Annotated in this window: 15 protein-coding genes; 12 read left to right on the top strand and 3 right to left on the bottom strand. The window is 43.4% G+C overall.

The window, feature by feature from the left end; genetic code table 11:
* Positions 1 to 223: 223 nt before the first annotated feature.
* The 9 genes from cmoA (at position 224) to KL866_RS03380 (ending at position 10,522) form a co-directional block, all read left to right on the top strand.
* A complete protein-coding gene (cmoA, locus tag KL866_RS03420; protein WP_025255404.1) occupies positions 224 to 955 on the top strand; it encodes a carboxy-S-adenosyl-L-methionine synthase CmoA in 732 nt (243 codons plus the stop codon).
* 57 nt (positions 956 to 1,012) lie between these two features.
* A complete protein-coding gene (gene cmoB / locus KL866_RS03415; RefSeq protein WP_025255405.1) occupies positions 1,013 to 2,011 on the top strand; it encodes a tRNA 5-methoxyuridine(34)/uridine 5-oxyacetic acid(34) synthase CmoB in 999 nt (332 codons plus the stop codon).
* 94 nt (positions 2,012 to 2,105) lie between these two features.
* Entirely contained in the window at positions 2,106 to 2,978 is an 873-nt protein-coding gene (locus KL866_RS03410) for a kinase (protein ID WP_025255406.1), read from the top strand.
* Positions 2,975 to 3,784 carry a mannosyl-3-phosphoglycerate phosphatase gene (locus KL866_RS03405; protein ID WP_025255407.1) on the top strand — a complete coding sequence of 270 codons (810 nt, stop codon included), beginning with the start codon at positions 2,975 to 2,977 and terminating at the stop codon, positions 3,782 to 3,784. Before KL866_RS03410 ends, KL866_RS03405 begins: the two co-directional genes overlap by 4 nt.
* 12 nt (positions 3,785 to 3,796) lie before the next feature.
* Positions 3,797 to 5,020, top strand: coding sequence for a glycosyl transferase (locus KL866_RS03400; RefSeq protein WP_025255408.1), 1,224 nt, complete (start codon positions 3,797 to 3,799; stop codon positions 5,018 to 5,020).
* A gap of 5 nt (positions 5,021 to 5,025) precedes the next feature.
* Positions 5,026 to 6,780, top strand: a complete 1,755-nt coding sequence (locus KL866_RS03395; protein ID WP_025255409.1) for a sugar phosphorylase — start codon at positions 5,026 to 5,028, stop codon at positions 6,778 to 6,780.
* Between the two features lie 96 nt (positions 6,781 to 6,876).
* Entirely contained in the window at positions 6,877 to 7,548 is a 672-nt protein-coding gene (locus KL866_RS03390) for a phosphoglycolate phosphatase (protein WP_214993375.1), read from the top strand.
* 148 nt (positions 7,549 to 7,696) lie between these two features.
* The gene (gene glp / locus KL866_RS03385) at positions 7,697 to 8,911 is read left to right on the top strand and encodes a gephyrin-like molybdotransferase Glp (RefSeq protein WP_214993373.1); all 1,215 of its coding nucleotides are present in this window, start codon (positions 7,697 to 7,699) and stop codon (positions 8,909 to 8,911) included.
* 237 nt (positions 8,912 to 9,148) lie between these two features.
* A complete protein-coding gene (locus tag KL866_RS03380) occupies positions 9,149 to 10,522 on the top strand; it encodes an MATE family efflux transporter (RefSeq protein ID WP_214993371.1) in 1,374 nt (457 codons plus the stop codon).
* Positions 10,523 to 10,567: 45 nt separating this feature from the next.
* On the opposite strand, the gene KL866_RS03375 is transcribed toward KL866_RS03380, so the two are convergent.
* From KL866_RS03375 to KL866_RS03365, 3 genes are all read right to left on the bottom strand, one after another.
* A complete protein-coding gene (locus KL866_RS03375) occupies positions 10,568 to 11,347 on the bottom strand; it encodes an NTP transferase domain-containing protein (protein WP_214993369.1) in 780 nt (259 codons plus the stop codon).
* A gap of 139 nt (positions 11,348 to 11,486) precedes the next feature.
* Positions 11,487 to 12,668, bottom strand: a complete 1,182-nt coding sequence (locus tag KL866_RS03370; protein WP_025255414.1) for a VWA domain-containing protein — start codon at positions 12,666 to 12,668, stop codon at positions 11,487 to 11,489.
* A complete protein-coding gene (locus tag KL866_RS03365) occupies positions 12,668 to 13,504 on the bottom strand; it encodes a MoxR family ATPase (RefSeq protein ID WP_025255415.1) in 837 nt (278 codons plus the stop codon). Before KL866_RS03365 ends, KL866_RS03370 begins: the two co-directional genes overlap by 1 nt.
* A 271-nt stretch (positions 13,505 to 13,775) precedes the next feature.
* Here KL866_RS03365 and cysK point away from each other — a divergent pair, with 271 nt between their 5' ends.
* The 3 genes from cysK to KL866_RS03350 all read left to right on the top strand — a co-directional run bounded on the left by cysK (position 13,776) and on the right by KL866_RS03350 (position 17,029).
* Entirely contained in the window at positions 13,776 to 14,741 is a 966-nt protein-coding gene (gene cysK / locus KL866_RS03360) for a cysteine synthase A (protein ID WP_214993368.1), read from the top strand.
* 229 nt (positions 14,742 to 14,970) lie between these two features.
* Complete coding sequence (locus KL866_RS03355; protein ID WP_214993366.1) at positions 14,971 to 15,429, top strand: hypothetical protein; 459 nt, start codon at positions 14,971 to 14,973, stop codon at positions 15,427 to 15,429.
* A gap of 1,072 nt (positions 15,430 to 16,501) precedes the next feature.
* Positions 16,502 to 17,029 carry a hypothetical protein gene (locus tag KL866_RS03350; protein ID WP_214993364.1) on the top strand — a complete coding sequence of 176 codons (528 nt, stop codon included), beginning with the start codon at positions 16,502 to 16,504 and terminating at the stop codon, positions 17,027 to 17,029.
* Positions 17,030 to 17,241: the final 212 nt, after the last annotated feature.

Genomic DNA, 17,241 nt, shown 5'->3' with positions numbered 1-17,241 from the left:
AAAGCCTCGCGAAACAATGGGTGATCGTCTGCTACTAGAATTCTCGTCATTAGCGTTACTGCTTCCTTATTATAGTATGAGTATAGATTAATACTTTAGACCAGTAACGAAAAGACCTAATCTTTAAAAATTACACAAAATCTAACAAATTTAGTGTTTCCCATTGGCATTTACGTATCAGGCGGTAAAATTGCGCCCCAAATTAGTTAATTGAAGACTCACAGTGAAGAAGCACGACAATATATACGCAAAGGCACTCAATAAAGTAGATGACTTTAAATTTGACGAGTCTGTCGTTGATGTGTTTCCCGATATGATTCAACGCTCGGTGCCGGGTTACGAAACCATTGTTCATACTATCGGCGAGTTGGCCAAAATAGCCGTATCTCAAAACTCGGTAGTTTATGATCTTGGCTGTAGCCTCGGGGCCGCGAGTTTATCTGTAGCTAGAGCATTACCAAACGGCACATGTGAGATCATAGGGGTAGATGCATCTGAAGCGATGGTCGACCGATGTAAACGCGTAGTGCAAACCTTTACACTTCCAAACCCAATTTCTATTCAACATGGGCTAGCTCAAGATGTTCACATAAACAACGCTTCAATGGTTGTAATGAACTTCACCCTACAGTTTATACCTCCAGCAAGCCGGGAAGCGCTGTTAAAACAAATCTACAATGGGCTTAACCCTGGTGGCATGTTGGTGTTGTCAGAGAAAATTCGTCACCCTACCCTCAATGGAAACGAGTTACTTGTAGACTTACACCATCAGTTCAAACGCGACAATGGATACAGCGAACTAGAGGTAAGTCAAAAGCGCGCAGCGCTAGAGAAAGTCATGTTAACCGACACCTTCAGTGAACATGAAACGCGCTTGAAAAAAGTAGGTTTTACAGATGTTGTGATGTGGTACAAGTGCTATAACTTTACATCCATGGTGGCCATTAAAGGCTAAGCGTAAGCGCGTTTTACGTTCACATTATTTTGATTTTGAACACATATAAAGAAAACTATGAGTAAATTAGAACAGACTTGGTTTAACGATTGCTATAAATCGTTGATAGACAGCCCGCTTTCTCATTGGCTGCAAACGCTACCTGCACAAATGAACGACTGGCAGCGTAACGCCAAGCATGGTGAATTTGACAAGTGGTGTCGTTTGCTTAGTAAACTTCCATCAACGTCTCCAAGTCAAATTGATTTGTCATCGTGTGTCTTAATAGGGGCACTAGATGATGTTGACGAATATACTCGAAAACAAATTGAAGGCTTGTTAAGACAGTTTATGCCTTGGAGAAAAGGCCCCTTCCACCTACATGGCATTCACATTGATACTGAGTGGCGCTCAGATTGGAAATGGGAACGCGTGGCACCTCACATTACCTCATTAAAAGGTCGAAACGTTTTAGATGTAGGCTGCGGTAGTGGCTATCATATGTGGCGTATGCTTGGTGATGGCGCCGAAAAAGTAATGGGTATAGATCCTACTCAACTGTTCCTTATTCAGTTTCACGCTATTAAGCAATTTATCAGTAATTCCAACGCGCCCTGTGACAACATTCATTTTTTGCCATTAGGCATTGAAGAGATGCAACCGTTAAAAGCTTTCGACACTGTGTTTTCTATGGGCGTGCTTTATCACCGCAAAGACCCAATGGCGTTTTTGCAGCAGCTTAAAGATCAGCTAAGAAAAGGTGGAGAGCTAGTACTTGAAACCCTTGTCGTTGACGGTGACAAAAACACGGTGCTAATGGCTGGTGAGCGCTATGCTCAAATGCGAAATGTTTGGTTTTTACCAAGTACGGCTGCCCTTTCGGTTTGGTTAGAACGCTTAGGTTTTGAGAACATTCGCGTTGTGGATAGTAATCACACTACATTAGACGAACAGCGTTCGACGTCTTGGATGGAGTCACAGTCTTTGAAAGATTTTCTCGATCCGGAAGATATTACTCGCACCATTGAAGGTTACCCTGCACCACAACGGGCAGTTATTGTCGCGAATAAGAAGTAGCTCTAAGAACAGCCCACCTATTACGCTATTGGCACAAATGTTGTTACTTTAATCTTAATGAACGTGCGAATTCTGCATTGATTAAGGTGACAACATGGATATACATGGCTTTCTAGCGACGCATCAATTGCCAAGTACCTATGCAGAAACTGCACAAAAATGGTTCACGCCATTATGTGAAAAGCTGCTAACGCACCAACAAGGTGCAACCAAACCATTTATCATTGGCATAAATGGCAGTCAGGGTTCAGGTAAATCTACTCTGACCAGTTTTATTGAATGCTTTCTTTCATCAGTCCACAATAAACAAGTAGTTTCATTGTCTATTGACGACTTTTACTATGACCAATCTCAGCGTAACGCCTTAGCAATAAAAGTACACCCGCTTCTAGCAACCCGCGGCGTACCAGGCACTCATGACATCGCTTTAGCGTTAGATACCTTTCGCAAATTAAGCAAAGGTACGAGAACTTCACTACCTCGTTTTAATAAAGCGACTGACAACCCCTTCCCGAAAGAACAGTGGCCTGTAATAGAATCTTCACCTGATTTCATCATACTTGAAGGCTGGTGTGTCGGAGCCTCTTCACAGCCATCAAACGAACTAAAGCGCCCCGTCAACCATCTTGAAGAAGTTGAAGATCCTCTCGGTATTTGGCGTTCGTTTGTAAACACTGAACTATCCGGAGATTATCAAACGCTATTCGACAAAATCGATTATCGCATTATGCTTAAAGCGCCAAGTTTCGATTGTGTTTATCGATGGCGTTTAGAACAGGAGCATAAACTAGCTCAAAAAGCCGTCAAAGATAGCACTGGCGTAATGTCGGATGAAGAAGTGGCAAACTTTGTGCAACACTACCAACGCATCACAGAACACGCGCTAGTCCATTTGCCTGAAAAGTGTGACACCGTGTTTTATCTTGATGAAACAAGAACGATAACTAAACAGGATGTAAAACGATGACGAAAACGCTTGTTTTCACCGATATGGACGGCACGCTGTTAGACCACCATACCTACTCTTTCGAGGCGGCGAAACCGGCTTTAACGGCATTAGAAAACAGGAACATTCCCGTAATTCCTACCACCAGTAAAACGTTTGCTGAGTTACAGCCTTTACGTGAAAGCATTGGCCTAGACGGGCCTTTTATTATCGAAAATGGCGCAGCTATCTTCATGCCACACGGCTTTTTCAAGCAAAAACCCAGTGGCACGGTTTGGATAGACGGGTTTTGGTGCAAAGCCTTTATCTCAAACAAAAATTACTGGATAAAACTTCTGGAAAAAATTGGAAGCGAGTTTGAGGGCAAATATAAACAGTTTTCAAAAATGTCGCTTGAAGAGATTCAAGAATGCACAGGCCTTGATGAGCGCTCTGCATCACTAGCAGCTAAACGTCAGTTCGGCGAACCCGTTTTATGGCTTGGCACCGACGAAGAAAAACAGCGTTTTTTAAAGATTGTTAAAGATCGCGGCGCCTTTCCTTTAGAAGGAGGTCGCTTTATCCATATTTCAGGTAATTGCGACAAAGGCCAAGCGCTTAAATGGTTGGCTAGTGAATACCAAAAGCAATATACCACCAAAGTTAATACTATCGCCCTAGGCGATGGTAAGAACGACGTAGCAATGCTTGAAGCGGCGCACGTCCCTATTCGCATTTTATCACCGGTAAACCCTCCGCCTGCTGTAGAAAAAGAAGAGGTCTATACCAGCACCCTAACCGGCCCTGAAGGCTGGAACGAAATGCTTACTCAATTACTATCCCTATAATCAGGAGGACACATGGCTGATTTTTATCAAAATGGTGTGGTTACTACGTTACATAACTTGGCTCGTCGTCCTACCGAAGAGCTAGAAACAGAGCTTTTACAGTTTTCTCAAAAGCGCCCCATGGCACTTATTCTTCCATCACTTTTTTCAGAACTAGAGGGAGACGCGCTTCCGCATATTGTTAACGAGCTAACTGGCGTTCCTTACTTATCTGAAATTGTTATTGGCTTAGACCGAGCAAATGAAGACCAGTATAAGCACGCACTAAAATTTTTCGGTAAGTTACCACAGCATCACAGAGTGCTATGGAATGATGGACCTCGCCTTAAAGCACTAGATGAAGAACTTCAGGCTAAAGGTTTAGCGCCCAAAGAACTAGGTAAGGGCCGTAACGTATGGTATTGCATGGGCTACGTACTGGCATCAAATCGCGCTGAATCTGTAGCACTGCATGACTGCGACATTGTTACGTATAACAAAGACTTGCTTGCCAAGCTTATCTACCCTGTCGCCAACCCGATGTTCAACTATGAATTTTGTAAGGGTTACTATGCGCGTGTAGCCAACGGTAAGATTAATGGCCGCGTTTCACGGCTTCTTGTTACGCCATTACTTCGCGCATTAAAGCGCATAATGGGTGACAACGAATACCTGGAGTTTATGGACAGCTTCCGCTACCCGCTTGCGGGTGAGTTTTCGTTTAGAAGAGATGTACTAAACGACATTCGAATACCTAGCGACTGGGGCTTAGAAATTGGCGTGTTGTCTGAAATGCATCGCAACTATTCACACAATCGTCTTTGCCAAGCGGATATCTGCGACATTTACGATCACAAGCATCAGGACCTTTCGCTTAATAACGATCAAGGCGGTTTGTCTAAAATGTCTATCGACATTACTAAGGCCATTTTCAGAAAGCTTGCTACGCAAGGCTACACGTTTAGTAATGAAATGTTCCGCTCGATTAAAGCCACCTATTTTAGAATTGCGCTAGACTTTATAGAAACTTATCACAATGACGCGGTAATGAATGGCCTGAACTTAGACATTCACAGTGAAGAGAAAGCGGTAGAAATGTTCGCCAGCAACATTATGAAAGCGGGTCAGAACTTTTTAGAAAACCCAATGGAAACACCGTTTATACCAAGTTGGAACCGCGTAACAAGTGCGGTGCCTGATATTTTAGAACGATTATTAGAAGCGGTTGAAGCCGATACTGCAGAATATATGGAGTAAGTAATATGGCATGGGAGCATCTCCATGACAAAGTAAAACACCATTTAGAAAGCATCTATGCCGATGTAGCGCTAGACGTCTCCTACGAGACGCTAGCGACTGACTTATTAAATACAATAGGCATTCAGCAGCAAACGGATATTGCATCACCTAAGTCACACCATAATTATTGGGATGAAGACGACATCATTATGATTACCTATGGTGATAGTGTTATTGACGACGATGAGCGCCCGCTGGTTACGTTAAATAAGTTTTTGCACCGTTACTGTAAGAACACGATCAATAATGTTCATATCTTGCCGTTTTTTCCGTACAGTTCAGACGATGGATTCTCGGTTATTGATTATTCCACCGTAAACGAAGCCCTAGGCTCATGGGAAGATATCGAAGCCATCGCTGCCGACTATGGATTAATGACGGATTTAGTGATTAACCATTGCTCTGCAAGGAGCGTGTGGTTTGATAACTTCGTGAAAGGCGATGGGCCTGGCTCTGACTTCTTCTTCACGGCCGATCCAACCGATGACTTATCTATGGTAACACGCCCTCGTGTGTCACCATTGCTACGTGAAACGGAAACGGCTGACGGGACAAAGCATGTATGGTGTACCTTCAGTCATGATCAAGTTGATTTTGACTTTAGAAACCCCAAAGTATTATTGGCGTTTATCGATATTATTAAATTGTATATTGATAAGGGTGCAAAGATATTTCGTTTAGACGCTGTTGCTTTTTTATGGAAAGTTTTGGGCACGAACTGCATCAATTTGTTCCAAACTCACGAAGTCATTCGATTGATCAGAACGCTAATTGAACATGTAGACCCGTCTCTAATCATCATTACTGAAACCAATATTCCTAACCGGGAAAACCTGACGTATTTTGGTAATGCTAACGAAGCACACGCTATCTATAACTTTTCGTTACCACCGTTACTTGTGAATACCTTAGTATCAGGTGACTGTACATACTTAAAAAGCTGGATGATGAGTATGCCGCCCGCGCAAAACGGCACGGCCTACTTTAACTTCATTGCTTCGCACGACGGTATTGGTTTGCGCCCTGCTGAGGGGCTATTGTCTGAAGAAGAAATATCAGATTTAGTTCACGCTATGCAGCATTTCGGTGGAAAAGTTTCATGGCGCGCTTCTGAGCACGGACAACAAAAACCGTATGAAATTAACATTACGTTGTTTGACGCACTGCAAGGTACGATAAAGGGTCCAGACAAATATCAAGTGGACCGATTTATTTGTGCGCATGCCATTATGTTAGGTATGGAAGGTATTCCAGGAATTTATATTCACAGTCTACTGGGCACATCTAACGATTATGAGAAGGTTGCTAATACAGGACAAAACCGTTCTATAAACAGGAAGCGCTGGAACTTTAACGAGCTTGAGGCATTGCTAGACTCACCCTTCTCTCAGCATCACAAAGTTCTTACTCGTATATCTCAGCTGATCCGCATTCGTAAAGCGCAACCTGCGTTTCACCCTAACGCAACGCAGTTTACGCTACAACTCGGTAGCGAGTTATTTGGCTACTGGCGTCAAAGCTTAGATAGAAAACAAAGTATTTTTTGTATTAGCAATATCACAGACGAAGAGAAAACGGTATTGCTGTCTGACATCAACCTTATAGGCACAGATAACTGGATTGACCTTATCACCCGTGATGAGATAGCGCTGTCCAGTGGCTTCTTGCAAATGAAACCTTATCAGGTGCTTTGGATCAGCAACCAAGACTTCGAATAAAACTTGGTTATTAAAAAGTTTGCTTACTAAAAATTTGCCGCGGTACGGATACTGCGGTGATATGCTTAATACACGATGTAGCGAAACAAATTTGTAATGCAGAAAATAAACACCTTCCTTTTCGATTTAGACGGAACACTCGTAGACTCTGTTCCCGATTTAGCGACAGCCTTAAACCAAATGCTAAATGATTATCAACTACCAAGATACAGCGAACAGGTTATTAGGCATTGGGTTGGAAATGGTGCTCGGGTTCTTGTTGAGCGAGGAATGGGTGGAGATTCGAAGATAAACCACCATCGCGAGACGAGTGAAATTGATGCCGCTTTAGACAAATTTCTGTTCTATTACCGTACTTTAAAAACCAAAAGTACAGTGTTGTACGATGGCGTCCAAGACACGCTTAAAACGTTGAAGAAAAAGGGTTGCACGCTAGTATTGATAACTAACAAGCCTTCAGAGTTTATTGAGCCTATTTTGTCTTCATTTTCGTTGTCGTCGTTATTTTCCCTTACTATCGGCGGTGACAGTTTACCGGAGAAAAAACCGTCAGCCCTGCCCCTTTTATACGCATGCGAAAAGCTTAACGTCTCGCTTTCACAGTGTGTAATGGTAGGGGATTCCAAAAACGATATTCTTGCCGCTAAAGCCGCTAATATTAAAAGTATAGGGCTTACCTATGGATACAATTACGGCGAGAGTATTGCGACCTATCACCCTGACTGGGTGTTCGACAGCTTTAATGAGATACTAACACTGCATTCGTAAAATTCTCGAAATATCACCTAGCTACAATGCGGTATTTGTCTTTGCACACATTGCTACCTACTTTCTCATATTTCATGCTTTAACCTTTGGTATAAGAGCGTTTTTTCTGTAATATCCGCCTGTTAATTAATTAATTGGAGTTGTTGGTATGTCATCAAAATGGCTTTCATTAGAAGAGGCCCTCACTAAAGCGTTAGACGCTGCGCAGGCGATAAGCGACATTGAACACGTGAGTATTTTTGACGCCAACAACCGCATCTTAGCAGAAGATGTTATTGCTCATATCAATGTTCCACCTTGGGACAACTCGGCAATGGACGGCTACGCCGTTAACGTTGGGGACCTTTCTAATAGCGCTGAACTTGAAGTGCAAGGTGTTATTACCGCAGGCATGAGTGCTGACGAGCCGCTCGAAAATGGCAAAGCGTTTAAAATAATGACAGGTGCGCCTATTCCGGATAATGCCAATGCCGTTGTGATGGTAGAAAATACTGAAAGCCGCGACGAGGCTGTAGTTATAAATAAACTACCTTCTGCTAAAGAGAATATTCGTAAAAAAGCCAATGATATTGCCTGTGGCGATACGCTAATTAGCGAGGGCACCCGCCTTCACGCCGAACACCTTATGTTGCTTTCCTCTCAGGGAAACAGCACTGTAGCAGTTTACCGAAAGCTGCGTGTTGGTGTGGTAGCAACCGGTTCTGAACTTGCGTCTCCCGGTGACCCCCTCAAGCCAACACAAATTTTTGAATCGAACCGTGTTGGTGTGAGCAGTATATTACGTAACGAAAACGTAGAGCTTGTAGATTTTGGCATTGTTGAAGATAACGAAGCCTCGCTACGTAAACTATTTACTGATGCCAGCGAGCGTGTAGACGTAATGGTAAGTAGCGGTGGTGTTTCAGTTGGTGACGCAGACTACGTAAAAGATATTATAGCTGAATTAGGCGCTATCGATTTCTGGAAAATTGCAGTTAAACCGGGCAAACCTTTCGCTTTAGGTAAAATAAATAACACTCTGTTTTGTGGTTTGCCGGGTAACCCAGTGTCGTCATTCGTCACGGCTAAGCTATTGGTAGTGCCCGTTATTAAGAAAATGCAAGGCCAAGCACAAAATCATGAGCCGTTCTTTGTTAACGCGACTATTACCACATCGCTCATGCGCCGCGCGGGTCGACGGGATTTCCAGCGTGCAACTATGGTGAAAAACGACCAAGGAGAATGGGAAGTTACGCCATTAAAATCACAAAGCTCTGGTGTTATGACTTCAATCACCTCTGCTAACTGCCTTATGGTAGTGCATGAGGATATAAGCGAGCTTAACGTTGGCGACACGGTTTCTGTTATGCCACTGCATATTTAGCACACGAGTTTTTCAGCACTGCTGCATTAAGACGTATATTTTAATTTAGTTTTCGCTTCTGTATTAATAAAAACAAATACAGGTTAATAAATTAAAGCGTTACCCAAGCAAAGCTGAGCTTTGTTTCCATCAGGTGAACTACTTGCAGAAAAGCACTAGCACGTTAACGCAGCACTACCTAACACAGTTTGCCATTATTATCGTCGCCTTTGGCGACCCATATAGAGACACATTACCGTGAATAAGAAACGCTTTCTTTTAGAAGGAAGAGACATTTTAAAGCTGGCGTGGCCATTGCTAGTTGCACAAATCACCCAAATGCTAATGGGTGTAAGCGATACGATTATGGCCGGGCGTTACAGTGCTACCGACATGGCAGCAGTGGCGCTTGGGTTTAGCATTACCGTACCACTTCTGTGTTTTATACAAGGTATAGCCCTTGCGCTTCCCCCTATTATTTCGCGACTGCAGGGTAACAAAAGTATTAGCAGCATTGCTGATGCCAGTCAGCAAGCCGGCTACCTGATCTTCTTTGTAGGACTGGTAATAGCAGGTTTAATTCCTTTCACTGAAGATATGGTAGCGCTTTTTCCAATGGCGCCTGAACTGCACAGCATAACGGTAGACTATGTGCTTTATGTGCTATTTGCCATGCCAGGGTTTGCAATTTATCAGTGGCTTAGAAACTATTGTGAAGGATTAGGTAAAACTAAACCTACTATGATCATTACCGTTATCGGTTTGATGGCCAACATTGTTGGAAACTACCTATTTATTTACGGTGTTGGCCCACTTCCCGCTATGGGCGGCGCAGGTTGTGGTATTGCTACGGCTATTGTTATTTACACCATGCTGATAGCAACCTTTATCTATGTACGCTTCGCCCCTGCCCTGCAAAAGTACAATTTGTTTAACCAGTTGTATAAGCCGAACATGGTAACCATAAGCCGAACCTTTAAAATGGGTTTGCCCATCGCCATGACAATTTTGTTTGAAGTAACGCTGTTTTCACTGGTTGCATTGTTATTGGCACCATTTGGGGCAACAACAGTAGCTGCCCACCAAGTTGCCCTGAATTTCTCGGCACTTATGTTTATGTTTCCTATGAGTATTGGTATGGCAGCCGCAATTCGCATTGGTTATCGAATTGGGCAAAATAATCAGCGTCAGGCCAAAATTGCAGCCCGTACCGCTATTCTTATCGGCTTTTTCACCTCAGCATGTACGGCGAGCTTTACCCTGCTGGCAAAGGGTTTCATTATTGGGCTATATACCAGCGACGATGCTGTTTACACGCTAGCTAATGCGCTACTCATTTACGCAGCACTATTTCAGCTATCTGACGCCGTTCAGGTTATCTCTGCCAATGCATTACGCGGATACAAAGATACTACGGCGATGTTTATCATTACCTTTGTATCGTACTGGTTAATAGGCCTTCCTACAGGTGTAGTTTTGGGAAGAACAGACTGGATAACGGCTGAGCCAATGGCTGCAGCGGGGTTCTGGATAGGGTTTATCGTAGGCTTAAGTGCGGCAGCCGTAATGCTTGGAGCGCGCCTTCTTTATATTCAAAGGCCAAATGCAGCTCATCGCTTAGCGAGTGTTTAAACAGCTTCAGTGGCGCAGGCTGCCTAAACCGCACTGAAACGAGGGCTAACGTCGCTTTTTAAATTTTTCCCAGTCTTGCGGGGTGTCTATATCAAATTGTGCATTGGGTATAGACACAGCCGTTACTTTCCCTAACTTTGCATACTTTTTAATGAGCGGCTTAGCACCGGTATCGCCCTGCAGTGCTAATAGTTCGCTATACATCGCCTCTGGGAAGATGGCAGGCACTGTTAACCGACTATTAGGCTCCCCGTACTTCTGCCCATCCATCTGCCACTCACTACATACTATGTTGTGTGGGTGAGCCTTAGAAGCGTCAATAAGGCGGATAAGATCCTGCGTATTAAGGCTTGGCAAGTCAGCAAGGGTAAAAAGCACATGTGAAGGCTTAGTGCTTAAAGACGCTGTTTCTGGTGGCAACGCTGCTTTTGGTAGCGAGGATTTTGGAAGCAAAGTTGGTGAAAGCGACGTTTTAGGCTGTAATGATAGGCTCAACAGATGTGACAGCCCACTGCGAATACTTGATGCTAGCCCCTCTTCCCACTGCCTATTGTGTATCACCTCAATTGTTAATTCAGGTAGACCACAAAAGGCTTCAGCTAACTGCGAATTTACACTGTCGTGCCATTTACCTGTAATAACCGTGACCGGATTTTTGCTTAATGACGCTATTTCATCGCGAGCGCGAATAACTTCGTTAGCACTGTGCTGAAGAAGCGGTAATTTTGTAATAGGATGCTCTGATAAGAGTTTGTTGCCGTCATAGCGGGAACTTTGCCCGCCAGCAAGTAAAACAAAAGCTAAGCCATAAACATCCGAATTCAATGTAACACCTATTAGTCAACGCGTTTTATTAAGACAAACGCAAAATCATTTACGTCGCAATAAGACCAATTCTAGGTTAATAACGCTAGTGCCAACGCGGTATTCGCGTCTACAAGAGCGCCTTTATCCATTAAAGGACTTAACGGCTTCTACTAAGCCCTTTAATGGCTGACGTTAACCCTTCAAGGGTGAGCCCATACATTCTGTCTTCCATTATTTCGCGAATAATTTTAATAGACGAATAATACGGCCAATAGTTTTCAGGCTGCGGGTTAAGCCATACCGCGTTGTTAAAGTGGTTCAACAAACGCTGCATCCATACACTTCCGGGCTCTTCATTCCAATGCTCTACACTGCCCCCTGGGTAGGTAATTTCATACGGCCCCATAGTAGCGTCACCGACAAAGATAACCTTGTAGTCTTTACCGTAGCGGTGAATGATATCCCAAATTGGAATACGCTCTTTATTGCGGCGAAGGTTATCTTTCCACACTTCCTCATACACGCAATTATGAAAGTAAAAGTACTCGAGGTACTTAAACTCGGTTTGCACTGCTGAAAAAAGTTCTTGGGTGCTCTTAACGTGAGGGTCCATAGAGCCGCCCACATCAAAAAACATCAGAACCTTTACCGCATTATGACGTTCTGGCGCCATATGAATATCAAGCAAGCCACCTTTTTTTGCCGTTTCACCTATCGTTGTAGGCACATCTAAATGCTCGCTGGCGCCCGTACGGGCAAACTTGCGCAGCTTTCTAAGGGCCACTTTAATGTTACGCGTACCCAGCTCAACATCAGAACTTAAGTTTTTGAATTCGCGCTTATCCCACACTTTAGCCGCCGAGAACTTTCTATTTCCCTTTTGGCCTATTCGCACGCCTTCTGGGTTGTCGCCGTACGCACCAAAGGGCGAGGTACCGCCTGTGCCAACCCATTTGTTTCCACCTTGGTGACGCTTTTCTTGTTCTTCTAGACGCTTCTTCAAGGTTTCCATCAGTTCGTCGAGGCCGCCCGCTTTACGCAATGCTTCGCGCTCTTCCGGGCTTAAGTTTTTCTCAATTTCCTTGCGAAGCCATTCTTCAGGAATGTCTTTACCAAACAAATCGATAGACTCCACCCCTTCAAAATACTCAGCGAACGCCCTATCGAACTTATCGTACTGGGTTTCATCTTTCACCATAATGGTACGAGACAAGCTGTAAAAAGCTTCGATATCGGCATATACCACGTGATGCTCTAACGCTTTAAGTAAATCAAGCAACTCGCGCAACGTGGTTTTGACGTGATATTTTCGCAGCGTATAAAAAAACTGAATAAGCATTAGCGACGCGCCATAAAGACCAGTTTTTCAAACAAATGAATGTCTTGCTCATTTTTAAGCAATGCGCCGTATAATGGCGGTATTGCTGCTTTACCGTCCTTTGAATGCAGCGCCTCAGGTGGAATATCTTCAGCGACCAAAAGCTTAAGCCAGTCGATAAGTTCAGACGTAGAAGGCTTTTTCTTAAGCCCTGGAACATCGCGAATTTCAAAGAATGCTTTTAGCGCTTCATCAAGCAGCTTCTTCTTTAGGTCAGGGAAATGCACATTGACGATTTCTTGCATTTCATCTGGGTTTGGGAACTGAATGTAGTGGAAGAAGCAGCGGCGCAAGAAAGCATCAGGTAGTTCTTTTTCGTTGTTAGACGTAATAATAACAATAGGGCGTTGCTTCGCGACTACGCGTTCTTGTGTTTCGTATACGAAGAACTCCATCTTATCGAGTTCTAGTAGCAGGTCGTTGGGAAACTCAATGTCGGCTTTGTCAATTTCGTCAATTAACAGCACTGGGCGCTTTTCTGCGCTAAACGCTTCCCACAACTTTCCTTTTACTATGTAGTTGCCTATATCGTGAACACGGTCATCGCCAAGTTGAGAGTCGCGAAGGCGCGATACTGCATCATATTCGTACAACCCCTGCTGCGCTTTGGTGGTTGATTTAATGTGCCACTGAATTAATTCGGTGCCTAAACTCTCTGCCAACTCTTCCGCTAGCATAGTTTTACCGGTACCTGGCTCGCCCTTAATTAGAAGCGGACGCTCTAGCGTAATAGCTGCGTTAACCGCCAGCTGTAAGTCTTTGGTTGCGATATAATTAGACGTGCCACTAAAAGCCATTATTGTTGTACTCCGTATAATTTTTCGTCTTTTCAATTTTAACTATAATATCAAGGCCTTCTCACGATTGCCCATAGATATAACATATAGCTAAAAAGCACTTTGCATTTTACTGATTGGGACCAATGATATAGGGGTATGACGAAATCCCCTAATTCAGGCTGTGAATTATTAACTATCACACGCGTTGAATTATTAACTACTAAAAAGGTCGTACAGATCACGACAGACGGGGTTTCCTGTAAAATAAGGAACGAGGTAAGGATTTATAATGAACGTATTTAACGACAATTCCCTATCTATTGGCCGCACGCCACTAGTTAAACTAAATCGCGTAACATCAGGCAATGTATACGCAAAAATTGAATCGCGTAACCCCAGTTTCAGCGTTAAGTGCCGTATTGGCGCTAACATGATTTGGGATGCTGAAAAGCGCGGTGTCCTTACCGAAGGTAAAGAAATTGTAGAGCCTACCAGTGGTAACACGGGTATTGCTTTAGCGTTTGTTGCTGCCTCTCGCGGTTACAAGCTAACGCTTACCATGCCTAGCAGCATGAGCCTAGAACGTCGTAAGCTACTTAAAGCATTGGGCGCAAACCTTGTTTTGACTGAAGCACCAAAAGGCATGAAAGGTGCCGTTGCCGCTGCACAAGAAATTGTGGCGTCAGATCCAGACAAGTACGTATTACTTCAACAATTCGACAACCCTGCTAACCCTGCCATTCACGAAAAAACCACTGGTCCTGAAATTTGGGAAGATACCGATGGTAAAGTAGACGCGTTTGTAGCGGGTGTGGGTACTGGCGGTACTATTACAGGTGTTAGCCGCTACCTTAAGAACACAAAGGGCAAGGCAATTACCTCTATCGCTGTTGAACCAACGGACTCACCAGTAATTACTCAAGCGCTTGCTGGTGAAGAACTAACTCCTGGTCCACACAAAATTCAAGGTATTGGCGCAGGTTTCATTCCAGGTAACCTAGACTTAGACCTAATTGACGAAGTTGAACAAGTTACTAACGAAGAATGTATGGACATGGCGCGCAAACTAATGACCGACGAAGGCATTCTTGCGGGTATTTCTTCTGGTGCTGCGGTTGTAGCTGCGAAGCGCTTCGCTGAACGCCCTGAAAACAAAGATAAAGTTGTTGTCGTACTACTGGCAAGCGGTACAGAGCGTTACCTAAGTAGCCCAATGTTTGCTGGTGCTTTTGACGAGCAAGAAGAAGTTCAATAACCCTCTCTCGGTTTCAATAAGTCGAAAACGAGGCCTAGCGCCTCGTTTTTTATACTTTAAATAAAACCTCGTTATAACAACAATTTGTAAAACCCTATCGTCACTTTGCTTTTATACAGATTTTTGTGAATAATTCGCTTAGCAAACTTCTTGGCAGTCGTTACATTGACTTAGTTAAGATATGAAACTATCAATAAGAAACGGACCTCTTTATATTAAGGTAACCCAAATGAAAACGCGTATGTGGTACGCCCTTCTCGGGCTTTTTACAGTTTTGATTTTATCGGCTTGTGGTGAGAAAGAAGAAGGTATTGGGCGGTACGGAATGCTTGATGAAAGCACACCCGAATACACTACAGTTATGTTTTTGAAAAGTGTTTACGAAGACGATAATTTAGACATAGCAATACGCCTATCCAGCGAAAAAATGTCGCGTATACTTACGCGATATCACACCAACAGTAACGTACAACGACATCTGCTTAATTTAAAGTATGACACTGTAACAGTTACTCCACAGAGTGCAGGCAGAGTTGGCAGAAGCGAGTTTTCGGAAAAATCGACCATTACCGTATTTTTAAGCGGCAACTACAATGGTGACAAGGTAGAAGACCTACGAAGCCTTGATTTGATTAAAGAAGATGGTGAATGGAGAGTGAACAAGATTCACCCAGACGCTTATCTGTAGCATTCAAAAAAAACACTGTTTTTATAACCAGCACTCCGCATTTTTGCGACACTAAAAAATAAAAAAGAAGTTTTCCGGCTTTTATATTCAATTGTGTTTCTTTTTTATTTAATACGTTGTTTTAAGGTGATAACTTAGAATAACCGAAAAGTGATATACGGATATAATCCACCTTGCATAAAGGATTTTTTCCGTACACTAAATTGTTAGAAGGCGTCAGCCTAAACTACGTTTGGCTTTATAAAAATATCAGTTCAATCGCCCTCACCTGCTGTTTCCAACATCGCCCAAGCATTGGTAGTTTTAATATCACCGCGCTTACTTTAAAGGTCGCGCAATAGGCGATTAATCGCCAAGTTCTTACTTCCTGCCAGCATGCGCCATTGCGTTTGTTAGCTCAAAAGGCGGTTTGTTTCCTTCAAATCACCAACATCACATCGTTGGCATTTCGCTTGTTTGTGTTAACAATCAATCGTATGCTGACTTTATTAGTTTTTAATTAGGCCAAAGGAACAGGCTCTGCTTCTAACAAAGCGCTTAAGTCACTCCCTTCGGTCGTTCGGACGCATTTACGCGGGGCGGCTTCGCCATTGTGCCCCACGCAACTGCGCCGCTTAGCTTAAAGTTATAAGGCGTCAGCCTAAACTTCGTTTGGCTATATAAAAATTCCAGTAAAACTACCCTCACCTGTTTTCATTAGCATCGCTCTGGCTTGTGGTAGGTCTAAATCCGCCGCTTTCAATTCAAAGGTGGTGTAATAGGCGCTTTGTCGCCAAGTTATTAGTTGAACCTCGCAAGCGCCATTACACTTGATAGCTCAGATGGCGGCTTGCTTCTCTCAAATCAAAAACATTTGTGCACAGTCGTTTTGCTTGTTTGTGTTAACAATCAATCGTATGCTGGCTTCATTAGTTTTTAAAAAGACCAAAGGAACTGGCTCTGCTTATAACAAGGCGCTTAAGACCACTCCCTTCGGTCGCTCGGACGCATTTACGCGGGGCGGCTTCGCCATGATGCCCCACGCAACTGCGCCGCTTAGCTTAATGTTAGGTTTACAAAGGAAGTTTCACCTATGTCTGCAACAGTTTTAGATATCATTGATACAGCGGTCAAAATTGGATTGGGCGCGCTTATATCGGGTGTAGCCACATACAGCGTCACAAAATTAAATCATGAAAAGGATGTCGAAAAATCCAAGCAAAACCGACAACGAGAACTGCTTGAAGAAATATCTTCGCAAGCAGAAAACTTCTCTACCTCTGCCTTGAAATATTGGGCATACATGATTGAGCATGTCAGGTACTTAGAACGTAAAAAAGATGCACCTGAAGACCTAAAAGCCAGAATTGATGGCGCTGCTAAAGAGTTATTTGATAAATATACTGACTTGGCTAGTGCAGAGGGTAAGTTAATATTAATTGGCGCGACGAATGCACAAGAGCTGATTAGAGATTACGGCGATTATGTCAAAGAGTTCAGAAGAAAAGCGTGGCAAGGGAACTCCTCTTTAACTGAGGCAGACTTAGAAGATTATCGTACTATCATTCTCTCAAAACGTAAGGCGATGTACGACGAACTTCGCGCAGTTTATGCAATGTAAACCTAACAAAAAAATTAAGTCACTCACTTCGTTCGCTGGGACGCAAACACGCAGGGCGGCTTCGCCATTATGCCCCACGTGCCTGCGCCCCTTATTTAAAAGTTAGGTGCTTCTTTGAATAGAAAAATCAGTGGTGTTTTTAAAGGGTCTTTTATCGCTCTTTTATATTGAATATTCACTGGTGTTGTTATGTGGATTTTCAGCAAATCTTT

Origin of the sequence: Alteromonas sp. ALT199 (genome assembly GCF_018619335.1) — a bacterium.
Taxonomy (GTDB): domain Bacteria; phylum Pseudomonadota; class Gammaproteobacteria; order Enterobacterales; family Alteromonadaceae; genus Alteromonas.
Note: the sequence above shows the minus strand (reverse complement) of the source record. Positions and strands in the feature narration are given on the sequence as shown.